The sequence below is a fragment of the Bacillus sp. OV166 genome (genome assembly GCF_900177675.1).
GTDB lineage: Bacteria > Bacillota > Bacilli > Bacillales > Cytobacillaceae > Neobacillus.
The window spans coordinates 328,117-347,500 of sequence record NZ_FXWM01000002.1 but is presented as its reverse complement, the minus strand read 5'-3'; the positions used below and the strand labels follow the sequence as shown (position 1 = coordinate 347,500).

18 protein-coding genes, 1 rRNA gene and 1 pseudogene (1 of these 20 cut by a window edge) are annotated in these 19,384 nt (G+C 37.1%); 6 read left to right on the top strand and 14 right to left on the bottom strand.

Annotation, left to right across the window (positions count from 1 at the left end; translation table 11 throughout):
- The 5 genes from CCK98_RS33485 to CCK98_RS33465 form a co-directional block, all read right to left on the bottom strand.
- Positions 1–682, bottom strand: a 16S ribosomal RNA gene (locus CCK98_RS33485) (it extends 868 nt beyond the left edge of the window).
- Positions 683–1,122: 440 nt separating this feature from the next.
- Positions 1,123–1,389: a hypothetical protein gene (locus CCK98_RS33480; RefSeq protein ID WP_088090886.1), complete on the bottom strand. Its 267-nt coding sequence runs from the start codon at positions 1,387–1,389 to the stop codon at positions 1,123–1,125.
- A gap of 226 nt (positions 1,390–1,615) precedes the next feature.
- Positions 1,616–2,149 (bottom strand): hypothetical protein, encoded by a 534-nt coding sequence (locus tag CCK98_RS33475; RefSeq protein WP_088090885.1) that lies wholly within the window; start codon positions 2,147–2,149, stop codon positions 1,616–1,618.
- A gap of 352 nt (positions 2,150–2,501) precedes the next feature.
- On the bottom strand, positions 2,502–2,699 hold the full coding sequence (locus CCK98_RS33470; protein WP_088090884.1) for a hypothetical protein: 198 nt from the start codon (positions 2,697–2,699) through the stop codon (positions 2,502–2,504).
- Positions 2,700–2,824: 125 nt separating this feature from the next.
- Positions 2,825–3,676: an ArdC family protein gene (locus CCK98_RS33465; protein WP_088090883.1), complete on the bottom strand. Its 852-nt coding sequence runs from the start codon at positions 3,674–3,676 to the stop codon at positions 2,825–2,827.
- A gap of 651 nt (positions 3,677–4,327) precedes the next feature.
- On the opposite strand from CCK98_RS33465, the gene CCK98_RS33460 reads away from it, so the two are divergent.
- Both CCK98_RS33460 and CCK98_RS33455 read left to right on the top strand, forming a co-directional pair.
- Complete coding sequence (locus tag CCK98_RS33460) at positions 4,328–5,689, top strand: IS1182 family transposase (protein WP_088085959.1); 1,362 nt, start codon at positions 4,328–4,330, stop codon at positions 5,687–5,689.
- 552 nt (positions 5,690–6,241) lie between these two features.
- Positions 6,242–8,461 (top strand): YhgE/Pip domain-containing protein, encoded by a 2,220-nt coding sequence (locus tag CCK98_RS33455; protein WP_256942647.1) that lies wholly within the window; start codon positions 6,242–6,244, stop codon positions 8,459–8,461.
- Positions 8,462–8,701: 240 nt separating this feature from the next.
- On the opposite strand, the gene CCK98_RS33450 is transcribed toward CCK98_RS33455, so the two are convergent.
- Positions 8,702–10,858, bottom strand: a complete 2,157-nt coding sequence (locus CCK98_RS33450; protein WP_088090881.1) for a S8 family serine peptidase — start codon at positions 10,856–10,858, stop codon at positions 8,702–8,704.
- 1,089 nt (positions 10,859–11,947) lie between these two features.
- Between CCK98_RS33450 and CCK98_RS33445 the strand changes: the two genes are divergently transcribed.
- Together CCK98_RS33445 and CCK98_RS35890 are read left to right on the top strand one after the other, a co-directional pair.
- Positions 11,948–12,286: a YolD-like family protein gene (locus CCK98_RS33445; RefSeq protein WP_088090880.1), complete on the top strand. Its 339-nt coding sequence runs from the start codon at positions 11,948–11,950 to the stop codon at positions 12,284–12,286.
- A 111-nt stretch (positions 12,287–12,397) separates the two neighbouring features.
- Entirely contained in the window at positions 12,398–12,562 is a 165-nt protein-coding gene (locus CCK98_RS35890) for a hypothetical protein (RefSeq protein WP_179196072.1), read from the top strand.
- 578 nt (positions 12,563–13,140) lie between these two features.
- Here the strand turns inward: CCK98_RS35890 and CCK98_RS33440 are convergent.
- A complete protein-coding gene (locus CCK98_RS33440) occupies positions 13,141–13,368 on the bottom strand; it encodes a DUF2187 family protein (RefSeq protein ID WP_088090879.1) in 228 nt (75 codons plus the stop codon).
- 638 nt (positions 13,369–14,006) lie between these two features.
- Here CCK98_RS33440 and CCK98_RS33435 point away from each other — a divergent pair.
- On the top strand, positions 14,007–14,186 hold the full coding sequence (locus CCK98_RS33435; RefSeq protein WP_088090878.1) for an aspartyl-phosphate phosphatase Spo0E family protein: 180 nt from the start codon (positions 14,007–14,009) through the stop codon (positions 14,184–14,186).
- 92 nt (positions 14,187–14,278) lie between these two features.
- On the opposite strand, the gene CCK98_RS33430 is transcribed toward CCK98_RS33435, so the two are convergent.
- The 5 genes from CCK98_RS33430 to CCK98_RS33415 all read right to left on the bottom strand — a co-directional run bounded on the left by CCK98_RS33430 (position 14,279) and on the right by CCK98_RS33415 (position 17,583).
- Complete coding sequence (locus CCK98_RS33430; RefSeq protein WP_088090877.1) at positions 14,279–14,509, bottom strand: hypothetical protein; 231 nt, start codon at positions 14,507–14,509, stop codon at positions 14,279–14,281.
- 382 nt (positions 14,510–14,891) lie between these two features.
- Positions 14,892–14,990 (bottom strand): JAB domain-containing protein, encoded by a 99-nt coding sequence (locus CCK98_RS37165; RefSeq protein ID WP_373408559.1) that lies wholly within the window; start codon positions 14,988–14,990, stop codon positions 14,892–14,894.
- Between the two features lie 25 nt (positions 14,991–15,015).
- A complete protein-coding gene (locus CCK98_RS33425) occupies positions 15,016–15,291 on the bottom strand; it encodes a JAB domain-containing protein (RefSeq protein WP_179196070.1) in 276 nt (91 codons plus the stop codon).
- 176 nt (positions 15,292–15,467) lie between these two features.
- A complete protein-coding gene (locus tag CCK98_RS33420) occupies positions 15,468–16,865 on the bottom strand; it encodes a cell wall metabolism sensor histidine kinase WalK (protein ID WP_256942623.1) in 1,398 nt (465 codons plus the stop codon).
- A gap of 28 nt (positions 16,866–16,893) precedes the next feature.
- On the bottom strand, positions 16,894–17,583 hold the full coding sequence (locus CCK98_RS33415) for a response regulator transcription factor (protein WP_306299005.1): 690 nt from the start codon (positions 17,581–17,583) through the stop codon (positions 16,894–16,896).
- 193 nt (positions 17,584–17,776) lie between these two features.
- Between CCK98_RS33415 and CCK98_RS33410 the strand changes: the two genes are divergently transcribed.
- Positions 17,777–18,394 carry a PepSY domain-containing protein gene (locus tag CCK98_RS33410; protein ID WP_179196069.1) on the top strand — a complete coding sequence of 206 codons (618 nt, stop codon included), beginning with the start codon at positions 17,777–17,779 and terminating at the stop codon, positions 18,392–18,394.
- Between the two features lie 174 nt (positions 18,395–18,568).
- Here CCK98_RS33410 and CCK98_RS33405 read toward each other — a convergent pair.
- Together CCK98_RS33405 and CCK98_RS35880 are read right to left on the bottom strand one after the other, a co-directional pair.
- Positions 18,569–18,754: pseudogene (locus CCK98_RS33405) on the bottom strand (patatin-like phospholipase family protein); the annotation flags it as partial.
- A 117-nt stretch (positions 18,755–18,871) separates the two neighbouring features.
- Positions 18,872–19,018 carry a hypothetical protein gene (locus CCK98_RS35880; RefSeq protein ID WP_256942622.1) on the bottom strand — a complete coding sequence of 49 codons (147 nt, stop codon included), beginning with the start codon at positions 19,016–19,018 and terminating at the stop codon, positions 18,872–18,874.
- Between the last annotated feature and the right edge of the window lie 366 nt (positions 19,019–19,384).

The window sequence follows — 19,384 nt, the reverse complement described above, 5'->3', positions numbered from 1 at the left end:
TTCCGCTTTCCTCTTCTGCACTCAAGTCCCCCAGTTTCCAATGACCCTCCACGGTTGAGCCGTGGGCTTTCACATCAGACTTAAAGGACCGCCTGCGCGCGCTTTACGCCCAATAATTCCGGACAACGCTTGCCACCTACGTATTACCGCGGCTGCTGGCACGTAGTTAGCCGTGGCTTTCTGGTTAGGTACCGTCAAGGTACCGGCAGTTACTCCGGTACTTGTTCTTCCCTAACAACAGAGCTTTACAACCCGAAGGCCTTCATCGCTCACGCGGCGTTGCTCCATCAGACTTTCGTCCATTGTGGAAGATTCCCTACTGCTGCCTCCCGTAGGAGTCTGGGCCGTGTCTCAGTCCCAGTGTGGCCGATCACCCTCTCAGGTCGGCTACGCATCGTCGCCTTGGTGAGCCGTTACCTCACCAACTAGCTAATGCGCCGCGGGCCCATCTGTAAGTGTCAGCCGAAACCGACTTTCAGCTTTTCCTCATGAGAGGAAAAGGATTATCCGGTATTAGCACCGGTTTCCCGGTGTTATCCCAGTCTTACAGGCAGGTTGCCCACGTGTTACTCACCCGTCCGCCGCTAACCAACAGGAGCAAGCTCCTATTGATTCGCTCGACTTGCATGTATTAGGCACGCCGCCAGCGTTCGTCCTGAGCCAGGATCAAACTCTCCATGAAAGTTGATTTAGCTCATAAATGTTACGTTGACTTCATTTCGTAAGAAATGAATATTATTGTTTGTTGACGTTTTTTGTTTGTTTAGTTTTCAAAGAACAAAATCATCTATTTAAAAAGCGACAAAAAATATTATATCATACATTTTTAACAACATCAACTAAAAATTACTTACTTTTAAATATTTCAAGTTTCAATTGATATGTTTTTTTGAGGCAATTTTTAAATGATAACATTTCTGATGCTCCAGTGCAACATATTTTTACTGAATAATATTTCACTTGGACTGTTAATTTAAAAACTCAGCCTCAAATGGAATATTTCTTAAATAATACCACAACTGCATAATAAAAATCTCAATACTTCCATTTTATTTCCTTCTATATTTCTGTTTTCGTTTTTGACAAAAAAAATTACCATTATTAACATAGTGGCATGTCTAATTAATAGGTCATCTTAGTATGAGGATCGAATTCTTTTAATTGAGAAGTTGCATCAGTATGTTCAAAATATGGATAGAAGAGACAAGGCGACTTTCTAATTAATCTATTCGGGCGTTCCGGATCTTCTATCACTATAAATTGTGCTTCAAATCCGTTGATGTTTTCAACTGATTTACCGATAACTTGAACAATATAACCCGGTTCATATTTATGTGTTTTCTCTAATCTCAACAACTTCCCTATTTCAATTTCATCATATGTCATCATGTTTACTTCCCCCTTCGTGACTATTATATTACTTTACGAAAAGTCTTAGTATAAACACGCTCCTGGAAATTATTAATATTAATGTCATCTACAATAGATTCGGCCATGCAATTGCAATTTGTTAATTTATTTAAATTTCGCTACAAAATTGACATAATGCTCATAAAAAAACTCCCTATTAGGAAGTTATAACAAAGTTTTATAAGATACTTTTCCTACATTATTTTTATTTAGATTTGTTCTCAATTAAGGCTTCTTTATTTAACTCCTTCCGCTGTGTCCGAATAATCATAGGACCGGTTTTTTTATCGTTTTTGATGTTTTGCAAATACTTTACCAGATAACTTTCCGAGATTCGTTGCGGTACATACCCTAAACGGGTCCGAATGATATTTTCCACAACAAATGTCTTTTTCGTGAAATATAGATAATCGCGGCCTGAATCTTTTTCAGCTTCTTTGTAATTGTTACTTCCAGCCTCACTAGCCCTGCGAAATACATGCATATGATGATACATGTCATTACGCTCTTTCCGGATCATTTTAAGTAAATACAGGAGCTCAAAGGTTGATAATGTCATAATTTCCGGTGTGGTCTTATCAATATAGGAAGCAAAAGCAAAATCACGAAATCGAACGTCTAGGCGTTCATGATTTTCTTTAACAATCCTTGCATCAAGCTGCATACAACAAAAATCACAATAGTAATACTCATGATTTATTTTTTCGATTTTGCTACCGCAATATGGACAAGTTTTCATTTCTGATCTCTCCTTTTAAGCCTGTATTTAAACTTTCCACCCATGAGAAATCCATTGTTCCAAACGGTTTATGAACAGGTGCACCAGGGTGAATACATTCGTCTCTTAATTTTAAAGGTTATTAAGCTCAGCCTGCTGTCAAACATCTTCTTTTCCTAGAATAAACTTTCAAAGGTTTAAGGTTGCTATAGCAACCGTCAAGCAGGCCCGGTGCCTGCTTTCATCAAGGAAAAAACCATTGTTTTTTTCCTCCATCCGTGAGCTTCACCGGCTAGAATATAGCCGGATATTGTTCTCTTATATGGTTAAAATGATAAGGAATCTAGGGCATCTGGGTTATTAGTAATTTGTATCAAACAATTTCTATCACTTCGGTATGAATAATATTTTCCGTAGTCAGTTCACATTCTTGGATACGATTTAATTCGTAATGATCTTTCCTATTAAAGTCTTTAGAAACCAGTTTTTTTGCTTGTTCTTTGCTTTTAGCCACTACAATTGATACTCTTTGTAAGCCTTTTGCAAAATAAATTACTCGAAAAACCTTCATATTGGTTTCACTCCTTTTATTAGCATACTATGGATTTAGTTCAACCTGTTCGTTTTATCCTTTCACCGGCTGAACTGTCAGCCGGTGAAATTTGTGCTTGTGATTTAATGAGTGACTATTTCCTTTTAGTTTTCGTCTATCGAATGTGCCTTTGTTTCTCCTAAAATATAATCGGCTGCTTTCTGTGCTTGAGCAGCTGCTTGTAAAACTAAACGGCTTTCTTTTTTCAAAGCTCTTAGCCATGAGTCGATATAACTAGCGCTATTTTCTAAAGTGCTGTTATCAATTCCAGCCATTCCGCACAACATCGCCGCACCCATTTCAGCGACTAATTCCTCTTTCGAATAAATCTCATCTCCGAATGCAACACCTTCAGTCATAATACCTGGGCGCGCTAAACGGCTTTGATGTCCGGTGCTGTGTGCCATTTCGTGAAATAAAGTGCAATAAAATTCCTCCGGAACCTTATAATCTTTGATCGGTGGGCAATTAATTCTATCCCATTTCGGGTAATAGACTGCCTTACCCGATTGAAACGTGTAGTCTGGTGCGTTGATATATCCTTTAAAAATTTCCTCCGCTTTTTCGATGGGGTCATGATCAAAGGTTTCAATCCTTCTTTTACTTTCTAAGCCGGTACACTGTTTATTAATTTCCCAAACTCGATAATAGAAAGGTTTGGCAAACGTCTTTTTCTTCTTTGTTTCTTCGTCCTCCTTCTCTTTCCAAAGCCAATAGACAATAATATGGGAATTTTTTAGTTCCTCTTTTTTAATTCGTCCACCCGCATCTAAAATCTGTTTTTTGGAAGCATATTCCCCTGGTTCCACTAGGAAAATATTGATTCCCCGGTATGGCTTTTGTGTTTTCCAATTGACCGCATTTGAATTGGTCCATGGTTGGCGCCACGGTACAACGCCCTTTTCTAATTTTCCGATGATTTTTTCTGTAATGATTTCATACACGCTTTTTGCCATCTTGTTTTTCCTCCTTTGATTTGCTAATGATTTTTAGACTTTTGATGTTTGCCTAATGAATTCTTTCCCTTTTGACTTGCGAAGCGAGTAAGTTCCCCAAAGGGGGATGATTTTTCCCCTTTTGCAAGTAGAACGAAAAACACGCATAGACAATGGGTCAAGGGTGCTCTTCGCACAAAAAGTTTTTTGCTGTTGCGAAAGCGCCCTTAAGCAAAAAAGTTTTTTGCCCCTTGACCGATTGACTAGGTTTCTTAGCTTCTAGCCGGTAAGGTTCGGGTGTCCTGCCGGCTGGAAGGTTAGAAAGCTTGCGCTGTTTTACGATTCGGAAGGCAAAAGGGAAAAATAAACAAGAAAAGCAGCCGTTTCGGCTGCTTCAGACTGTCGACAAATCCGAAAAACTTGGGTTTGCCGGCAGTCTTTTTTATGTCTTTGTTAAATTGTTTGTTGATTTGCGCTCCAGGCGCTTCGCTTTCCGCGGGCGTAGCGGGGAGCCTCCTCGGCGCTTAAGCGCCTGCGGGGTCTCCCCTGCTCCGTACTCCCGCAGGAGTCTTCGCGCCTTCCGCTCCAATCAACAAGTTTTAAAATCAATAATGACCTTTAAATCAGTCCTTTGTATAATTAAGATACAGACATATAGATGAGGTGGATGAAATGCTAACTAAAAATACACAGATGAATCGTGATCAAATAGAAATGATAGCTTTAGAACAAGTTGTACCCGCGAACCACTTGGTTCGTAAGATAGAAGCTGCTATTGATTTTTCATTTATCTATTCACTTGTTCAAGATATGTACTCATCTGAACGGGGACGTCCGAGTATTGACCCTGTGGTATTGATAAAGATGGCTTTCATTCAATATACCTTCGGTATTCGCTCTATGCGTCAAACCATTGCAGAAATCGAAACGAATATGGCATATCGTTGGTTTCTCGGCTTTGGTTTTTATGATAAGGTACCTCACTTTTCAACGTTTGGTAAAAACTACGAGCGACGCTTTAAGGATACTGATTTATTTGAACAGATATTCTATCGTATTTTAAAGGAAGCCTCAGAAAAGAAATTGATTAGTAGCGAGCACGTATTTATTGATTCTACACATGTTAAAGCTAGTGCAAATAAGCGTAAATTTGAAAAGAAAGTAGTTCGAAAGGAATCGAAGGTTTATGAAACACGTCTACAAGAAGAGATTAATAAAGACCGGGATGATCACGGAAAAAAGCCATTTCCTCCAGATAAATTTGAAAAAGAAGAATTAAAGGAAATTAAAGAAAGTACCACTGACCCAGAAAGTGGTTATTACGTAAAGGATGAGCGAACGAAACAGTTCGCATATTCATTTCATGCGGCTTCGGATCGAAATGGTTTTGTTTTGGGTGCAATTGTAACCCCGGGGAATATCCATGATAGCGTCATTTTCGAGCCACTACTTGAGAAGGTCATTGAAAAACACGGGAAACCTGAAGCTGTTGCTGCTGATGCTGGATACAAAACACCTGCTATTGCTCAATTCGTAATTGAAAATGATATGACTCCTGCATTACCATATACACGACCTCGTACGAAGGACGGTTATATGAAAAAACATGAGTATATTTATGATGAATACTACGATTGTTATATCTGTCCGCAAGGACAAATACTGAAATATGCAACGACGACGAAGAATGGAAAGCGTCAATACTTCTCTAATCCGTTTGAGTGCCAAAATTGTCCTTTACTTTCAGAATGCACGCAGAGTAAAGAACATAAAAAATTGATTGAGCGACATGTTTGGGAACATTACATAGAAGAAGCCGATCATCTTCGTCACACACAAGAAAATAAAAGCATTTACGCAAGACGTAAAGAAACGATTGAACGGGTCTTTGCGGATGCTAAGGAAAAGCATGGTATGCGTTGGACAACCTTAAGAGGCTTAAAAAAATTGTCCATGCAAGCGATGCTTACTTTTGCTGCCATGAACTTGAAAAAGATGGCCAGCTGGACGTGGAAAGGTCCAGAATTGGCGTAATAATAGTCAAAGGTAGGTCTAAATTTTGCTCTTATGAGCAAAAATCCAATAAAAAGGCATCCGAATGGGCTCATTCGAATGCCTTTTGTCTACAATCTGAAGCAGCCGTTTCGGCTGCTTTCCTTTTATCTTTTATTCTTTTGATCTTTCAATCTTTTGATTTTCCGGTTTTCGGCTCGTTCGGTATGGCGGTGTAAGCCGTAAAGGGAACAGGAACCTACGGAATGTAGGCATGAGCCGTACAGACCGTAGTTATCGGTCCATTTAATGCCGAAGCGACACGTACGGAATGACAGAAAGGATGCGTTTTCCTTTCTGATCAGTCCGTAGTGCGGCCGCCTAAAGTCGTTCTGTATGTTTTCAACCTAGATTTTAAAAAACGTGTGCTAATCGTTTCCAGAAGGTGAATTGGGTCAATATAAAAAGTATTCAAAATGGAAAAATGAAGTATCTAACACCCAAGGACTTTTTATAGTAAAATTAGCCTATGAAATAAGGGTCCTACAAAAAACAATTGGTACCTGGAAACAATGGGGGATAATATAGTTGAATATGATAAAGGGCGAGTGGAGAAATATTTTCAGCCATCGCAAAACTGGATTAACATTGATAGCCATTCTTTTTGTACCGTTGCTCTATAGCAGTATTTTTCTTTCCGCTTTTAGAAATCCTTATTCTAAAACTGGGGACCTTCCAATTGCCGTAGTAAATAAAGATCTGGGATCAACATTTGCTGGGCAGAATTTGCAGTTGGGAAAAGATTTGGTCCATGATTTGAAACAGAACCACTCGTTTAAATGGAAATTTACTAATAGTAAAGAAGCGTTTAAAGGATTAAAAAATGAAGATTTTTACATGGTAGTCGAAATTCCAAATGATTTCTCTAAAAATGGATCTACCTTGTTAGAACAACATCCTAGTAAAATGGGGTTGAGATATTACACAAATCCAGGGAAAAACTATACTGCATCAAAGATAGCAACCTCTGGAATTAGTAAAATCAATGAGAAAATATCAAATTCTATCACAAAACAATATGCAGTCACATTATTTAAACGTATAAATAAAATAGACGAAAATTTACAAAAAGCAACTGATGGAGCGAATAAAATAGACCAGGCTGCCAACAAAATTACAAATGCCTCCAAAACCCTACAAGACTATTTGCAGAGTTTTGCTGCTGGTACCGTCTTATTTAAAGACGGCACACAAAGGATATACAATGGAACTCAACAATTTCAAACGGAAATTGGTAAACTGTCTAACGGGGTTCAAACACTTACTAGTGGTATGGATCATTTAGAGAATGGCTTAGGTGACCTTAACAAAAATGGAGAAAATCTTGTCAAAGGTTCTAAAGAATTAGAACAAGGATCAAACGATCTTAAAAGAAACTTACAGCAGGCATACCAGGGTACTATTGGATTTCAAGGAAAAATCGATCCACTATTGATTGCGTTGGAGGATGTAAATGAAAAACAGCCTGAAATAATTAGTCAACTAAACTCCTTACAACAAATCCTTCAAGAGCAGAACCGACTAGTTAAAGAACAAAAAGAGCTTATTATTAAAAGCAAAAGTCTTTCTGAGCAAGAGAAACAACAGTTGCTTTCGAATTTGGGTCATTTCATGTCTCCTACCACTGCAGGAGCGCCGGTTGATTTAGAACAAGGAATCACTGAATTCGAGTCTATGCTGTCAACCGTTTTACAAGGTTCACAGCAAGTGCAGAGTCAACTTGATCAGTTTGCAAAAGGACAACTATCGATGTATGAAGGCGCTAAAAACTTGGCTGAAGGGCAACATACCTTTAGTTCAAATCTAGGGACATTTAACAAAATGTTAGCCGAAGCACATAGTGGTGCTAACAAATTAACGGATGGAACCAGCGCTGTTTCCGACAGTATTTTAAAAATGGACAATGCAAGCAATCAATTTGCAAAAGGGATTGAAAAACTTAACTCTGGTGCCAATCAATTAAGTGATAACTCTCAAAAACTTGCAGATGGTTCCTCATCAATATATAAGGGTGCTTCTCATCTATCTGACGGAACAGGTCAATTACTTTCTTCATTACAATCCGGTACTACAAAAACGAATGAACTGAAATTGAATGATAAAAATTACGACATGTTTTCTAATCCAACAAAGTTGGAATCTCACAAAATCAGTGAGGTAAATGATTATGGAGCTGGCTTCATTCCTTATATTTTGGCTATAGGCTTAATGGCTAGTGCATTAATTTTTTCTTCTAGTTATCAACTTAGAGAAACACCGTTAGAACCAACATCCGGGGCTTCTTGGTTCCTCAGTAAGCACAGTGTAGTGATTGTGGTTGGGTTGGTTCAATCAATTCTAGCAGTAACTATACTTATCCAAGGCATGGGCCTAGAAGTTAAACATGCATGGGGCTTATATCTATTTACCATTTTGACGAGTCTTACTTTCCTATCTTTGGTACAAATGCTCTGTACCATTTTCGGAAAAATAGGACAGATTCTTGGATTCATTTTACTCTTATTGCAAATTGGCGGCAGCTCAGGTACATTCCCTATAGCTTTAGCACCCCCATTTTATCAACATATACATGCATTCCTTCCAATGACGTACGCGATAAAAGGATTTAGGGATCTTATCTCGATTGGAAATGATCTGCATGATGTATGGAGCCATGCACTAATGTTAGCCATGTTTGGATTTGTGTTAAATGCTGGTACTCTATTATTTTTTGTCCTTCAATTAAGACATAAGAAAAACATCCTTTCCGCTTAAGAAATCTAATATATGTAAATGAGTAGGCCCATTATTTCTACAGAGATAGTGGGCTGATTTATATTGACTTATTTTTGTTTTTGGCAGTTAAAAAATGTCGTTTATGGCAATATATTTTAAACATATACTTAACTTCATTAAAGCGCCCCATTGTCGAAGATTAATGAAAAAACAATTTATGATAGAAACCCTTAGCTTTATCCTTTATTATGGATGAAGCTAAGGGCGTATATAAAACAACTATTTTAGAACGGAGATAGAATCAACATTTACTTCCGTAGAAGTTTTACGGGCAACAGGATCTGCCTGACCAGTCCATTGGATCGTTAATACATGCTTACCTGCAGGTAGTCCAGTTTTATTGAGGATTTCTTGCTTATACTTAGGAGTAGCTGCATACAAGCTATAATTGGCTGATTTTCCGTCCAATGTCACTTTTACAATTCCTTGTTTGTCATTTTTAATAGCTTTGTAGGATACTCCTGTACCGTTAAACACAATTTTCACAGAGCTGGTTTGGTTAGTACTTGTGTAGGAGCTTGCTGATGCACTTCCATCGGATATTTTATTCCATGTTCCTTCATATCCGAAATACGGACTCGTGTTTTCATACGTTCCGGCTCCGATGCCTTCTGTCACAGAAAGAGTGTATTTTCCTGCTCCGCTATAGGCGTAGGCATTTAAATAATATGTGCCTGTTTTAGGAGCTATAAAAGTAAAGGATTCATTGGATGTATTTGCCGTTTCTGAATGTGCTGCAATGCCGTTGCTGGAATTTACAGTCGTTGCAGTGTCATTATACAAATATAAATCAAAGTCCGTACCGGCATCACCCGTTAGTACAGCCTTTAACTTTTCACCTTTTAATAGTTTAATAGAATACACATCATTTTTATCTTTACTTGCATCAAGTGTGGTACTGATACTTTCCCCTTTCCAAGCAATGCCAGGAATATCAGAATCCGCCTCGAAATTAATTGCTTTCCCTGCATTCACCAGTCCTCCAGTAGCGACTTTTCCTGTTAAGGAAGACAGCTTTGTAGTCGTTCTCATAATGGCATCCTTTATTTGAGCAGGAGTGTAGGTTGAGTTTACGCTTTTTACTAATGCTGCTACTCCCGTTGCATGAGGGGTGGCCATGGATGTTCCATCAAGATATTCATAAGCATTAGAATAGTCACTGTCCAGAATAGGGAATGTACTTAGTATACCTTCACCTGGAGCGGCTACATCTACACTTTTCGCTCCAAAGTTAGAGAAAAATGATAGATTTCCTGTATTGTTAAGAGCAGCAACAGAAAGAATATTAGGCAGATCATAAGCAGCCGGATACATTGGAGATGTGTCAGCGTTCATTCCATCATTGCCTGCTGCAGCTATAAATAAGGCGCCTGAGTTTTTAATAGCATCCTTTAATGCTTGTGCGTTTTCTCCTCCGCCCCATGAGTTATTCAAAATCTTTACCCCTTTTGATTTTGCATATTCAATAGCAGCGATCGCATCCGCTTCGTACCCTCCCCATGGACCAATAAATTTGAGAGGCATAATTTTTACATTTGGAGCAATCCCGATCACTCCAATGTCATTTGCTTTTGCCGCAATGGTTCCGGCAACATGAGTGCCGTGGAAGTCTTCCTCTCCTCGAATGAACAATTTATTATTTTTATCATAGAAATTCCAGCCGTTTACGTCGTCAACGTATCCATTTTTATCATTATCGATCCCATCGTTAGGAATTTCACTAGTGTTAACCCAAATGTTATCTTTTAAATCCGGGTGATTAATATCAATTCCTGTATCAATCACACCAATCACTACAGAGGAACTGCCTTTTGTTTTAGCCCATGCAGCTTCTACATTTATATCAATCCCCTTTTTACCAACTTGTCCCAATATTTCCTGTCCAGTATTCTTAAGTCCCCATAGTTCGCTATACAGAGGATCTGTAACCGCAGTCGGTTTATATACATAGTTTGGCTCTGCATATTCAACATTAGGAGAAGCATTCAATTGCTGTAATACCTCTGCCATTTTCTTATTTTTGGAGAATTTTATTACATGTGTTCCTTCTTTATTCAATACTTTGGCATTTGTTAAACCTAAAGTAGTGCTCAAGGCCCCTAAATTATTCTTAGAGTAATTATTTTTAAATTTTACAATAACCTCATTCTCTTTATACCTTTTAGGTGTAGCACTTTCAAAATATGAAATAATTTTCCTTTTTTTGACTGCGCTGCTGTCAATTTGCAATACAGGTTCCTGCATATGGCCTGTCACTTTTTTTTCATTCTTGACAGCTGCTAGTGCATTCTCGGAAATCTGGGCAAATGTTGTTGTTCCCCCAAACAATAACCCTAAAGCCCCGCATACGCCTATTATCTTCTTTGGTATTCTCATTCTCCAATTCTCCCCCTCAGTTTTTTAATTCGTGATAATAATTCAACATGGTATGAATAAAAACCTTCTGTATACCATTTATTGGATATATATTTCACACGACAAAAAGGGTCATATTCAGCGTTTTTTATTCGAATTAATTAACGGACGATCTTTGAATATCCTCGGATTACGCCGGTTTTCTACTTGATTTTGTGCTTGATAATAACAAAAGTTCAAAATGAGGACTTTTGAGCGTAAATAAAAGGTTAATCAGGGTGTTTATTAAATGTAAATTAGTGTAAATGTTGGTTGCTGGTTAATTTCGGTTAAAAATGTGCTGGTTGCAGGTGAGGGATCTCCTCTCTTAGGCTAAGAACATTGTTGCTGCTCTAGCCCGCAGGATTTATTCCAAAAGGGAAGACAATCTTTTTCATGATTTTGCGAATTATTTGTAAAAAACTCTCAATGTCGAAATTTAGTGGATGATTTTTCTCTTTTGCAATGTGCTCTTAGCAAAAAAAGTTTTTTGCTGTTGCGAAAGCGCCCTTAGCATAAAAGTTTTTTACCCCTTGACTGATTGACTAGCCTTCTTAGCTTCTAGCAGGAAAGGTTCAGGTGTCCTACCGGCTGGAAGGTTAGAATGCTTGCGTGGTACGATTCGGAAGGCAAATGGGAAAAATAAACAATAAAAGCAGCCGTTTCGGCTACTTTCCTTTTGTCTTTTATTCTTTTGATCTTTCAATCTTTTGATTTTCCGGTTTTCGGCTCGTTCGGTATGGCGGCGTAAGCCGTAAAGCGAACAGGAATGTAGGCGTTAGCCGTACAGACCGTGGTTATCGGTCCATTTAATGCCGAAGCGACACGTACGGAATGATAGAATGATGCTCTTTCCTTTCTGATCAGTCCGTAGTGCTGACGCCCAAGTCGTTCTGTATGCTTTTAACCTTAAGATGATAAAGTCCTTATTTCTGAAGAAAAATCGCAGCCTTAAGGCTGCCTGACTGGTAAAAATCTGTAGGGGGATGTAGGAATATCTAAAATTTTGTAACATACTCCTTGAATAACAGGAACGAATGTTCCTACAATATATAGAGAGGGTAATTTTTAATGAATAAAGATCATAAAGATCGTGGTATGAAGAAATGGAATGGCTTTTTCATGCCTGAAACCATAAAAATGTTGAAGGATCTTTGGGAGGATGATCATAAAACTCCTAGGCCACATCTCGATGAAACAAAAATTGAAGAGATGGAACGGCTATTATTTGAAGGCATGGCCACCAAAAAGCTATTAGAAATTACCACATGGACAAACGGCTTTTTTACTTCACGCTTTGGATTTGTAACAAAAATTGATCCTCTAAAGAAAAAAATTCAAATTCAGGATGAACTGAGCTCCACCATCAATCTTGATTTCTTTTCCTTAACCAATGTAATGGTCAAATAAATACTTACCATAAAAAGGTCAAACCTTTACATTATTGCGCTTTAATAGAAGGGATTTTTTCAGATTCATAGAAATACATAGAAGACAAGTCATTATACGAGGGGGATTTGAATGGAGTTTTCAGTTCTCGTTTTAGGGTTGCAATATTTCTTGTTGGTAATGGGTGGTTGCTTGATTTTTTTCATCCTAGTGTTATTTTTCTCCAATAGATACACAAGGAGTGAATTAAATCAAATGGAACAAAACGAAAAAATGAATGAAATACCACGAATGTAACGGTGAACAGTTTTCAGTGTTTCCGCTAGTTAAAACATTTAGCCCTTCCAGCTGCGCTTAAGCTGAGAAGGGCTGTTATATGGACGAGTGCAAACGTAACAATTATGATCGACAATTAGAGGGTAAGCATTTCAAGCGTTGCCCAATCATATCTTAAAATTTTAGAAGAATGAACGGTGTCGTAAAAGTCGTTTCGAAATATCGAAGTATTAATTCCCAATAAAAAACTGGATAGCGATTTAATCGATCCAGTACGTATTATTGATTTGAAGTTTTTCTTATTATTCTCCTTCACCCATTTTCCACATATTTAACGAACATTTAAGTATTTTATTATAAGGACAATCTACATCTGTCCCTAGTATCGGCCCCACCTACGCCAGATACGCTGACGGCCACGCATGCCATCCAACCCACTATTTATTATAATAGAAAACGCTTACATTTTCAAATTTAAATTGAATTTTCAGAAAAATTTTCTTATAGTTATATATTTACTGTTAATTTAAATGGGCAAAATCCTCCCTTTATCTTCTCTGGAAAAACCGCATTATTGTCCAAAAAAGGAATCCATTCATTTAAAATTGAGTATATATGACGTTTTCATTCACATCATGCACAACCAAAATCTTGTAATTTTTATGTGCCACAACGGTTCTATTTCCTTCAAATTTCAATTCCGTCTTATTTTCGGTTATATTCACAATGACTGAATTTTCATTTACCTTCTCAACAATCCCTTTGATTGCTTTCTTAAAAAGAATATGATTTCCCACTTCTGCTATTTCTTTTGCCTTGAATATCATTTTTCCCCTCCACAGAAAAGTACAGTTAGCCTATTACTTTTTCTTTCCTACATGATTTCCTTATGAACTCTTTTCTTTCTTCGATTGATGTATGTTGATTTGTAATTTTTTCTTAATTAAAGGTAAAAGTGTCATCAGTCTTTTCTTCCATTTTAGTTGCTTTCCATAGTCAACATTGAAACAGTTTTTTAAGCTGTATTCATGCGCAGCATAGATGCAGCCGTCTTATTGGGATATCGATGCCCTAAATAAGAGGAAACCATACAAAATATAAAAAAAACAAAGAAGAGGGTTCCCTCCCCTTTGAATCTACATTTTACCTTCTGATTTCATGCTGAAATATTCAGCATTGGCATTGCATAATCACTTGAAAGCACGAAATAGAATGACATAAATCGCTAAACAGCAACTAGACTTACAGGCAGTATTTTCGCAGGTGGAAACCGCTAGAAACCGACAAGTACCAACTAAAAAGGGCTCTCGTTTCCTTCTTTTTAGTCCTTAGTTCTTCATTTTTTGTAACTTTTTAGGTTGTTTTGTCATATGTATTCCAATTGTGTGAAATTTTTCGCATAATAATAATTGCGTAGAAAATCGATTTTATCGAATTAAACAGTTAAAGAAAAATAGGGGAATGGATGATGGTTAGCGAGATCGAGAAATTAGAAGATCGAATCAATCAATTAAGAGAAGAATTGATCCAAATTGCAAAAGCAACCGGCTTAAAAAGCAATGAAACCCTTCGATGCAGTCAGAAATTAGACGATCTCATCACGATGTATCAAGTAAGTAAAAATACACAATATAAAAATATTTGATTAAAACTCCTGTATTGTCACATGATGAATATGGGAATTTTTTTTATTTTTCTTTGATGGTAGTTAAAGTCACAAGATGGTTACGTCCTTAATTACGTGGCATTTTGCGTTAATTGAATGAAATCATCCAGAACCTTTAGATCAACAATTTGTTCAAAATCGCATGGTTGCTCTAATGTAATACCCCTTTGACTAGCAACTGTAATCAGTAAACCTAATTCAAAATACATATTTTTCGTTAATAATCCTTTTTCAATGTTTTTCATGATTTCATCATAAAAAGCAATTAAAAAACCAGTAGGTAACTTTTCATAAAAATCCATTATTAACATCTCCCCTATTAATAAATATAGGAAAACCTTTTTGGACAAAAAACATCACCTTAACCCCATTATATATAAGCATTTGTAAAATGTTTGTCGGTTTAATTGAAAATTCACTAATAATTCAACAATATTTTATCTTCATGAGTGTTAGAAAATTGATCCGGAATATTTTTCGATTTTAAAGTCTCCTTTAAAATTAATTGAAATGAGATTCTTGAACAGTACCATTAAAACAAACTTTTTATTGTTATGCATGCTGCATCCATGCGCAGCATACATGCAGCCGTCTTGTTGAGGCTCGATGCCCACAAACAAGACGAACTCACAGAAAAAAAAAGGAAAAGAAAAGAAGAGGGAGAAACTCCCTCTCCCTCGAATCTTACATTCTACCTTTTTCTTTCAAGTTGTAATATTTAGCACCAGCATTCACAATCAGGTGATCCAGTACCTCGATTCCTAGAATTTTACCTGCTTCCACCAATCTTCTGATGACTTCAATATCTTCATTCGAGGGAAGAACATTTTGGGAAGGATGCGTAACTGACAATGATCGATGCGCAGTTATTCAGGATGGCTGACTTGAACACCTCTCTTGGCGAAACGATACTTGCATTCAAACTTCCAACATGACAACGATGGACAGCTTCACAATCGTCATCTCCAATAAATTGAGCAGCAATCTTCGCGCCATCTTCAGGGGAGCGAACGATGTAGTGTTCTCCTCCTTCTACCTCCTGAATCACTTGTTTAATACGTTGAATTTCGTAAACTTTTTCCATATGTAGAACTTCCTTTCTTTGTTTGAGAAGGAAGCAATGATAGGCGCAAACCGTGTGAAGGGTTCGCCTACGAAGAAGCGAACTTGCCAGTCAGGCATAGGTAACGGGCCTGCTTTTTGCCCTTTAACAATTTCTGAGTTCAATAAATGGAGTCTTTTTTGAAATACTAGTTTAAATTACCTTTCTGCAGGTATTTGAACAGTAAATGTACTTCCATAGCCTAGTTGACTCTCTAAAGTGATTCGGCCATTATATTTTTTCACTATTTCTGTTGCTATAGATAAACCTAATCCAGTTCCCCCAGACAGTCGAGATCGATGTTTGTCCACTCTATAAAAACGGTCAAAAATTTTATTTTGTTCTTCCGGAGGAATTCCAATCCCAGTATCCGAAACAATAAAAATAATCTGTCCCTTATCCTTTTGCAATTTAATCGTCACTTTTCCCTTTTCGTTAGTATACCGAATCGCATTCTCAATCAAAATTACCCCAATTCGCCGAAGTTGTTCTTCGTCGCCCTCAACAATAATATTCGGCTCAACATATTGAACAATCTCCACCAAACTCTGTTTACCTAATTGATTAATGACTCCTTCAATGACACTTGAAAAATTGACATGTTGTTTATGAATCACTAAATGTTCATTTCTGGCTAATTCGAGTAATTGAATCATAATTCTTTCCATACGTTTACTTTCATCGTCTAAAACTTGAATAGAATTATTTAATATTTTTGGGTCCTCTTTTCCCCATCTTTTTATAAGCTTTAGATGCCCGCGAAAAGCTGTTAAGGGTGTCCTTAATTCATGAGATGCATTTGATACAAAATTTGTTTCGCGATTAAACTGGTTGTCTATCCTTTCCAATAAATCATTAAAAGTACTTGAAAGTTCAATTAATTCATACGAAGTTTTAGGAACAGGTATCCGCTTTTTAAGGTCTTCAAAGCCTCTTATCTGTTCTACAGAATGGGTAATCATTAATAAAGGTTTTAATTTACGCTTTGTTAGATGATAGATTAGTACAGAACCTGCTGTAAGGCTTATTATACCTGCGAAAAAGAGTATTTGTTGTATCAATCTCTGAAAATTGGCAATGTTGTTCAACTGAATTTTTATGAAAATTGTACCGTTTTGATGATTGGGCTGCAGCCATGGTATGTGTGTTTTATAATACAGTCCTTCATGCGTATCCCAGAAAAAGGCCTCTAACCAGTTCAAGTTCACTTCTTCACCATTACGTGTCTTGTTCCAGCCTCTAGAACGAGCTAATAATTTATTTTTTTGAGATTTAATTTCTACAAAATAATTTGCGTGATCAGGATAAAGAAATTCATCAAGGGAGACTTGCAATTCGTCATAATCTTCATTAATTAGATAAATTAATTTCTCCTCTATTGCCTGAAGCTCACTTTTTGTATTCTGGATAAGAAAGTAACTTACAGTTCCCCATACCGCAAAACTGATAAACATTATAGCTGCAAAAAAATACAAAACGTACCAGGAAGTGAATTGAAATAAGAGAGATGTATTCATTTTTGTTAAATGCTTAATTATCCTTTCAAACAATTTCAAAAAAGTCCACTCCTGCTATTACATATTATTAGGATGATCGTACAACATACCCTACTCCTCGAACAGTATGGATTAATTTAGGTTCAAAGCTTCGATCAAGTTTATTGCGCAGATATCGTATATACACATCTACCACATTGGTTTCTCCCATAAAATCATATCCCCAGACAGCTGAAAGTAGTGCATCGCGGTTAATTACTACTCCCTCGTTTTGTATTAAGAATACTAATAAATCAAATTCACGAACGGTTAATTCAATGGAGGTGCCGCTTCGAGCAACCTGCCTGCTTTTCAAATCAACGACGAGATCCTCTACTTCAAAAATATCAGTTGATTTTTCTTCTGATTCACTTTTATACCTGCGCATCACGGCACGAATCCGTGCTAATAATTCTTCAATTTCAAATGGCTTGGTAATATAGTCATCGGCTCCTGTATCCAGTCCCGCAATTTTATCTCCAATATAATCCCTTGCTGTTAACAGTATAATAGGGACATTGCTCTGTTTTCTTATGCGCCGGCAAACCTCCAAGCCATCCAGTTTCGGCAGCATCCAATCAAGGAGGATTAAGCTCCATTCACTTTCCTCGAAGAAAGCTAATGCCTCTTGACCGTCCTGTGCTATCTTCACTTTATAACCCTCATGTTCTAATTCCAATTGAATAAACTGAGAAACATTGTATTCATCTTCCACTAGCAATATGGTATCATTCACCAATCTATTCACCTCATTGAAAAGTAGATTCTTATATTCATTTTATCATTTCCAATACGTACTTTGAAAAAAGTTAAATGAGAATATTGCTAGAAGTTTCTCATAGATTTCTCATTTTCTTCGACTTATTCTTTTATTATTTAATGCTTATAATTAACAATGTAAGATGAATCATATTCAAAGGAGGTACTGTAAATTGAAAATATCACTTATTGCATCAGGATTAGCATTAACCCTTATCGGAGGGGGATTTGTCCTTTCTTCACATTCCAACCTGGGTCATGCTTTTGCCGCAGTTCAAGACCAGGATGCAGCGAATCAAAAGGAATGGGCTAAAGAGGCTAAACTATCAACTAAGGAAGCTCAAAAAGAAGCCTCAGGAAGAGTACTAGAAACCGACCTGGATAAGAATGATGGTGCTGTTATGTATGATGTTGTAATCTATGACGGAACAACGGTTAAAGAGGTGACATTAAATGCAAAAACTGGTGAAATTGTTAAAGTTGCCGTTGACGATGATGCAAAGCAGAAGCTTGAGCAAATTAGAGAAGACGAACAAGATGCGATAAATCAAAAGGATTGGACTAAAGAGGCTAAATTAGCCACTCAAGAAGCACAAGCACTCGCGCAAAAAGAAGTCCAAGGAAGAGTGTTAGAAACAGACCTGGATAAAAACGCTGGTAGTTTGGTTTACGATGTGGTTATATATGATGGGAAAACGGTTAAGGAAGTCACATTAAACGCTAATACAGGGAAGATTGTAAAAGTGGGGATTGATGATGATGCCGAACAAAAATTAGAAAATCTTAAGTAAAACTTCGCTAATAAATGATCAAAAAAGACCATGAACAGGAACATGACTACTAAATCCATTCAAGTAGATAAAGAATTATTGATTTGTTAACAGATTGATTTTTTGATTCCAATAATTGAAACGCAGGAACCAATTCAATAGGGTTCCTGCGCCTTTTATAACTATATACAATCAATGATCCAATTTCCGGCCTATTTCATAGCTTTTGTAGCCGCTTACCAAAAGAGCAGCTATTACGGCTCCCGCTGATATTCCAGCCAATATTTTCCATTCTACTTTTTCCTCTTCCATTGTTTGAATCGCTCCAATAAAAGCAATTCTCCTAGCACCCCCACCTTCAAAAACAGCATCTGCCTTCAATTTTTTCCACCTCACGAGTTTTTTATATTAAACTGCTAAGATAGTTCATTAACATCGAAGATGAGGTTTTCCTGACGCAACCCCATAAGGTAAAAATGATGATTAAATATTCGTTAATTAGCCCTTTATTAGAGCTTTATCTAATTCACGTACATTATCATAGGACTGTAACAGTTGTTCAGGGACCAAGGGTCTCCCGTATTCCCAAGCATTCGTTTCAATTTTAGATTTAAGCTTTTCGATTTCTTCATCTTCCCCATACATTCTCCTAGCCTTTCCATTTTTGTAATCAATATTTATGTCTATAGAATTTAAAATATCTGTGTAAAGATGATAGCTGCACAACCGGTATCTAACAGAACATTATTTACCTCGATTGTTTTTTCTCCAAAAGTCATGGTTAGTGTAACGATAGATAGTCCATTTAGCATTTGCAGCCTCATAATCTACCTCGTATTCCAATAAAGCCTTCTTCTACTTCAATCGTATTGTTGCTTGTATGGAAAATATATAGTTTATGTAAGAAACAGCATCCGGGTAATTCATCTCATGAGCTACCCAGATATTGTTATCTATCAACTTCCGGCTCACGCTTCATCCTCCTGGTCATATTCACAATTTGCAATCCGA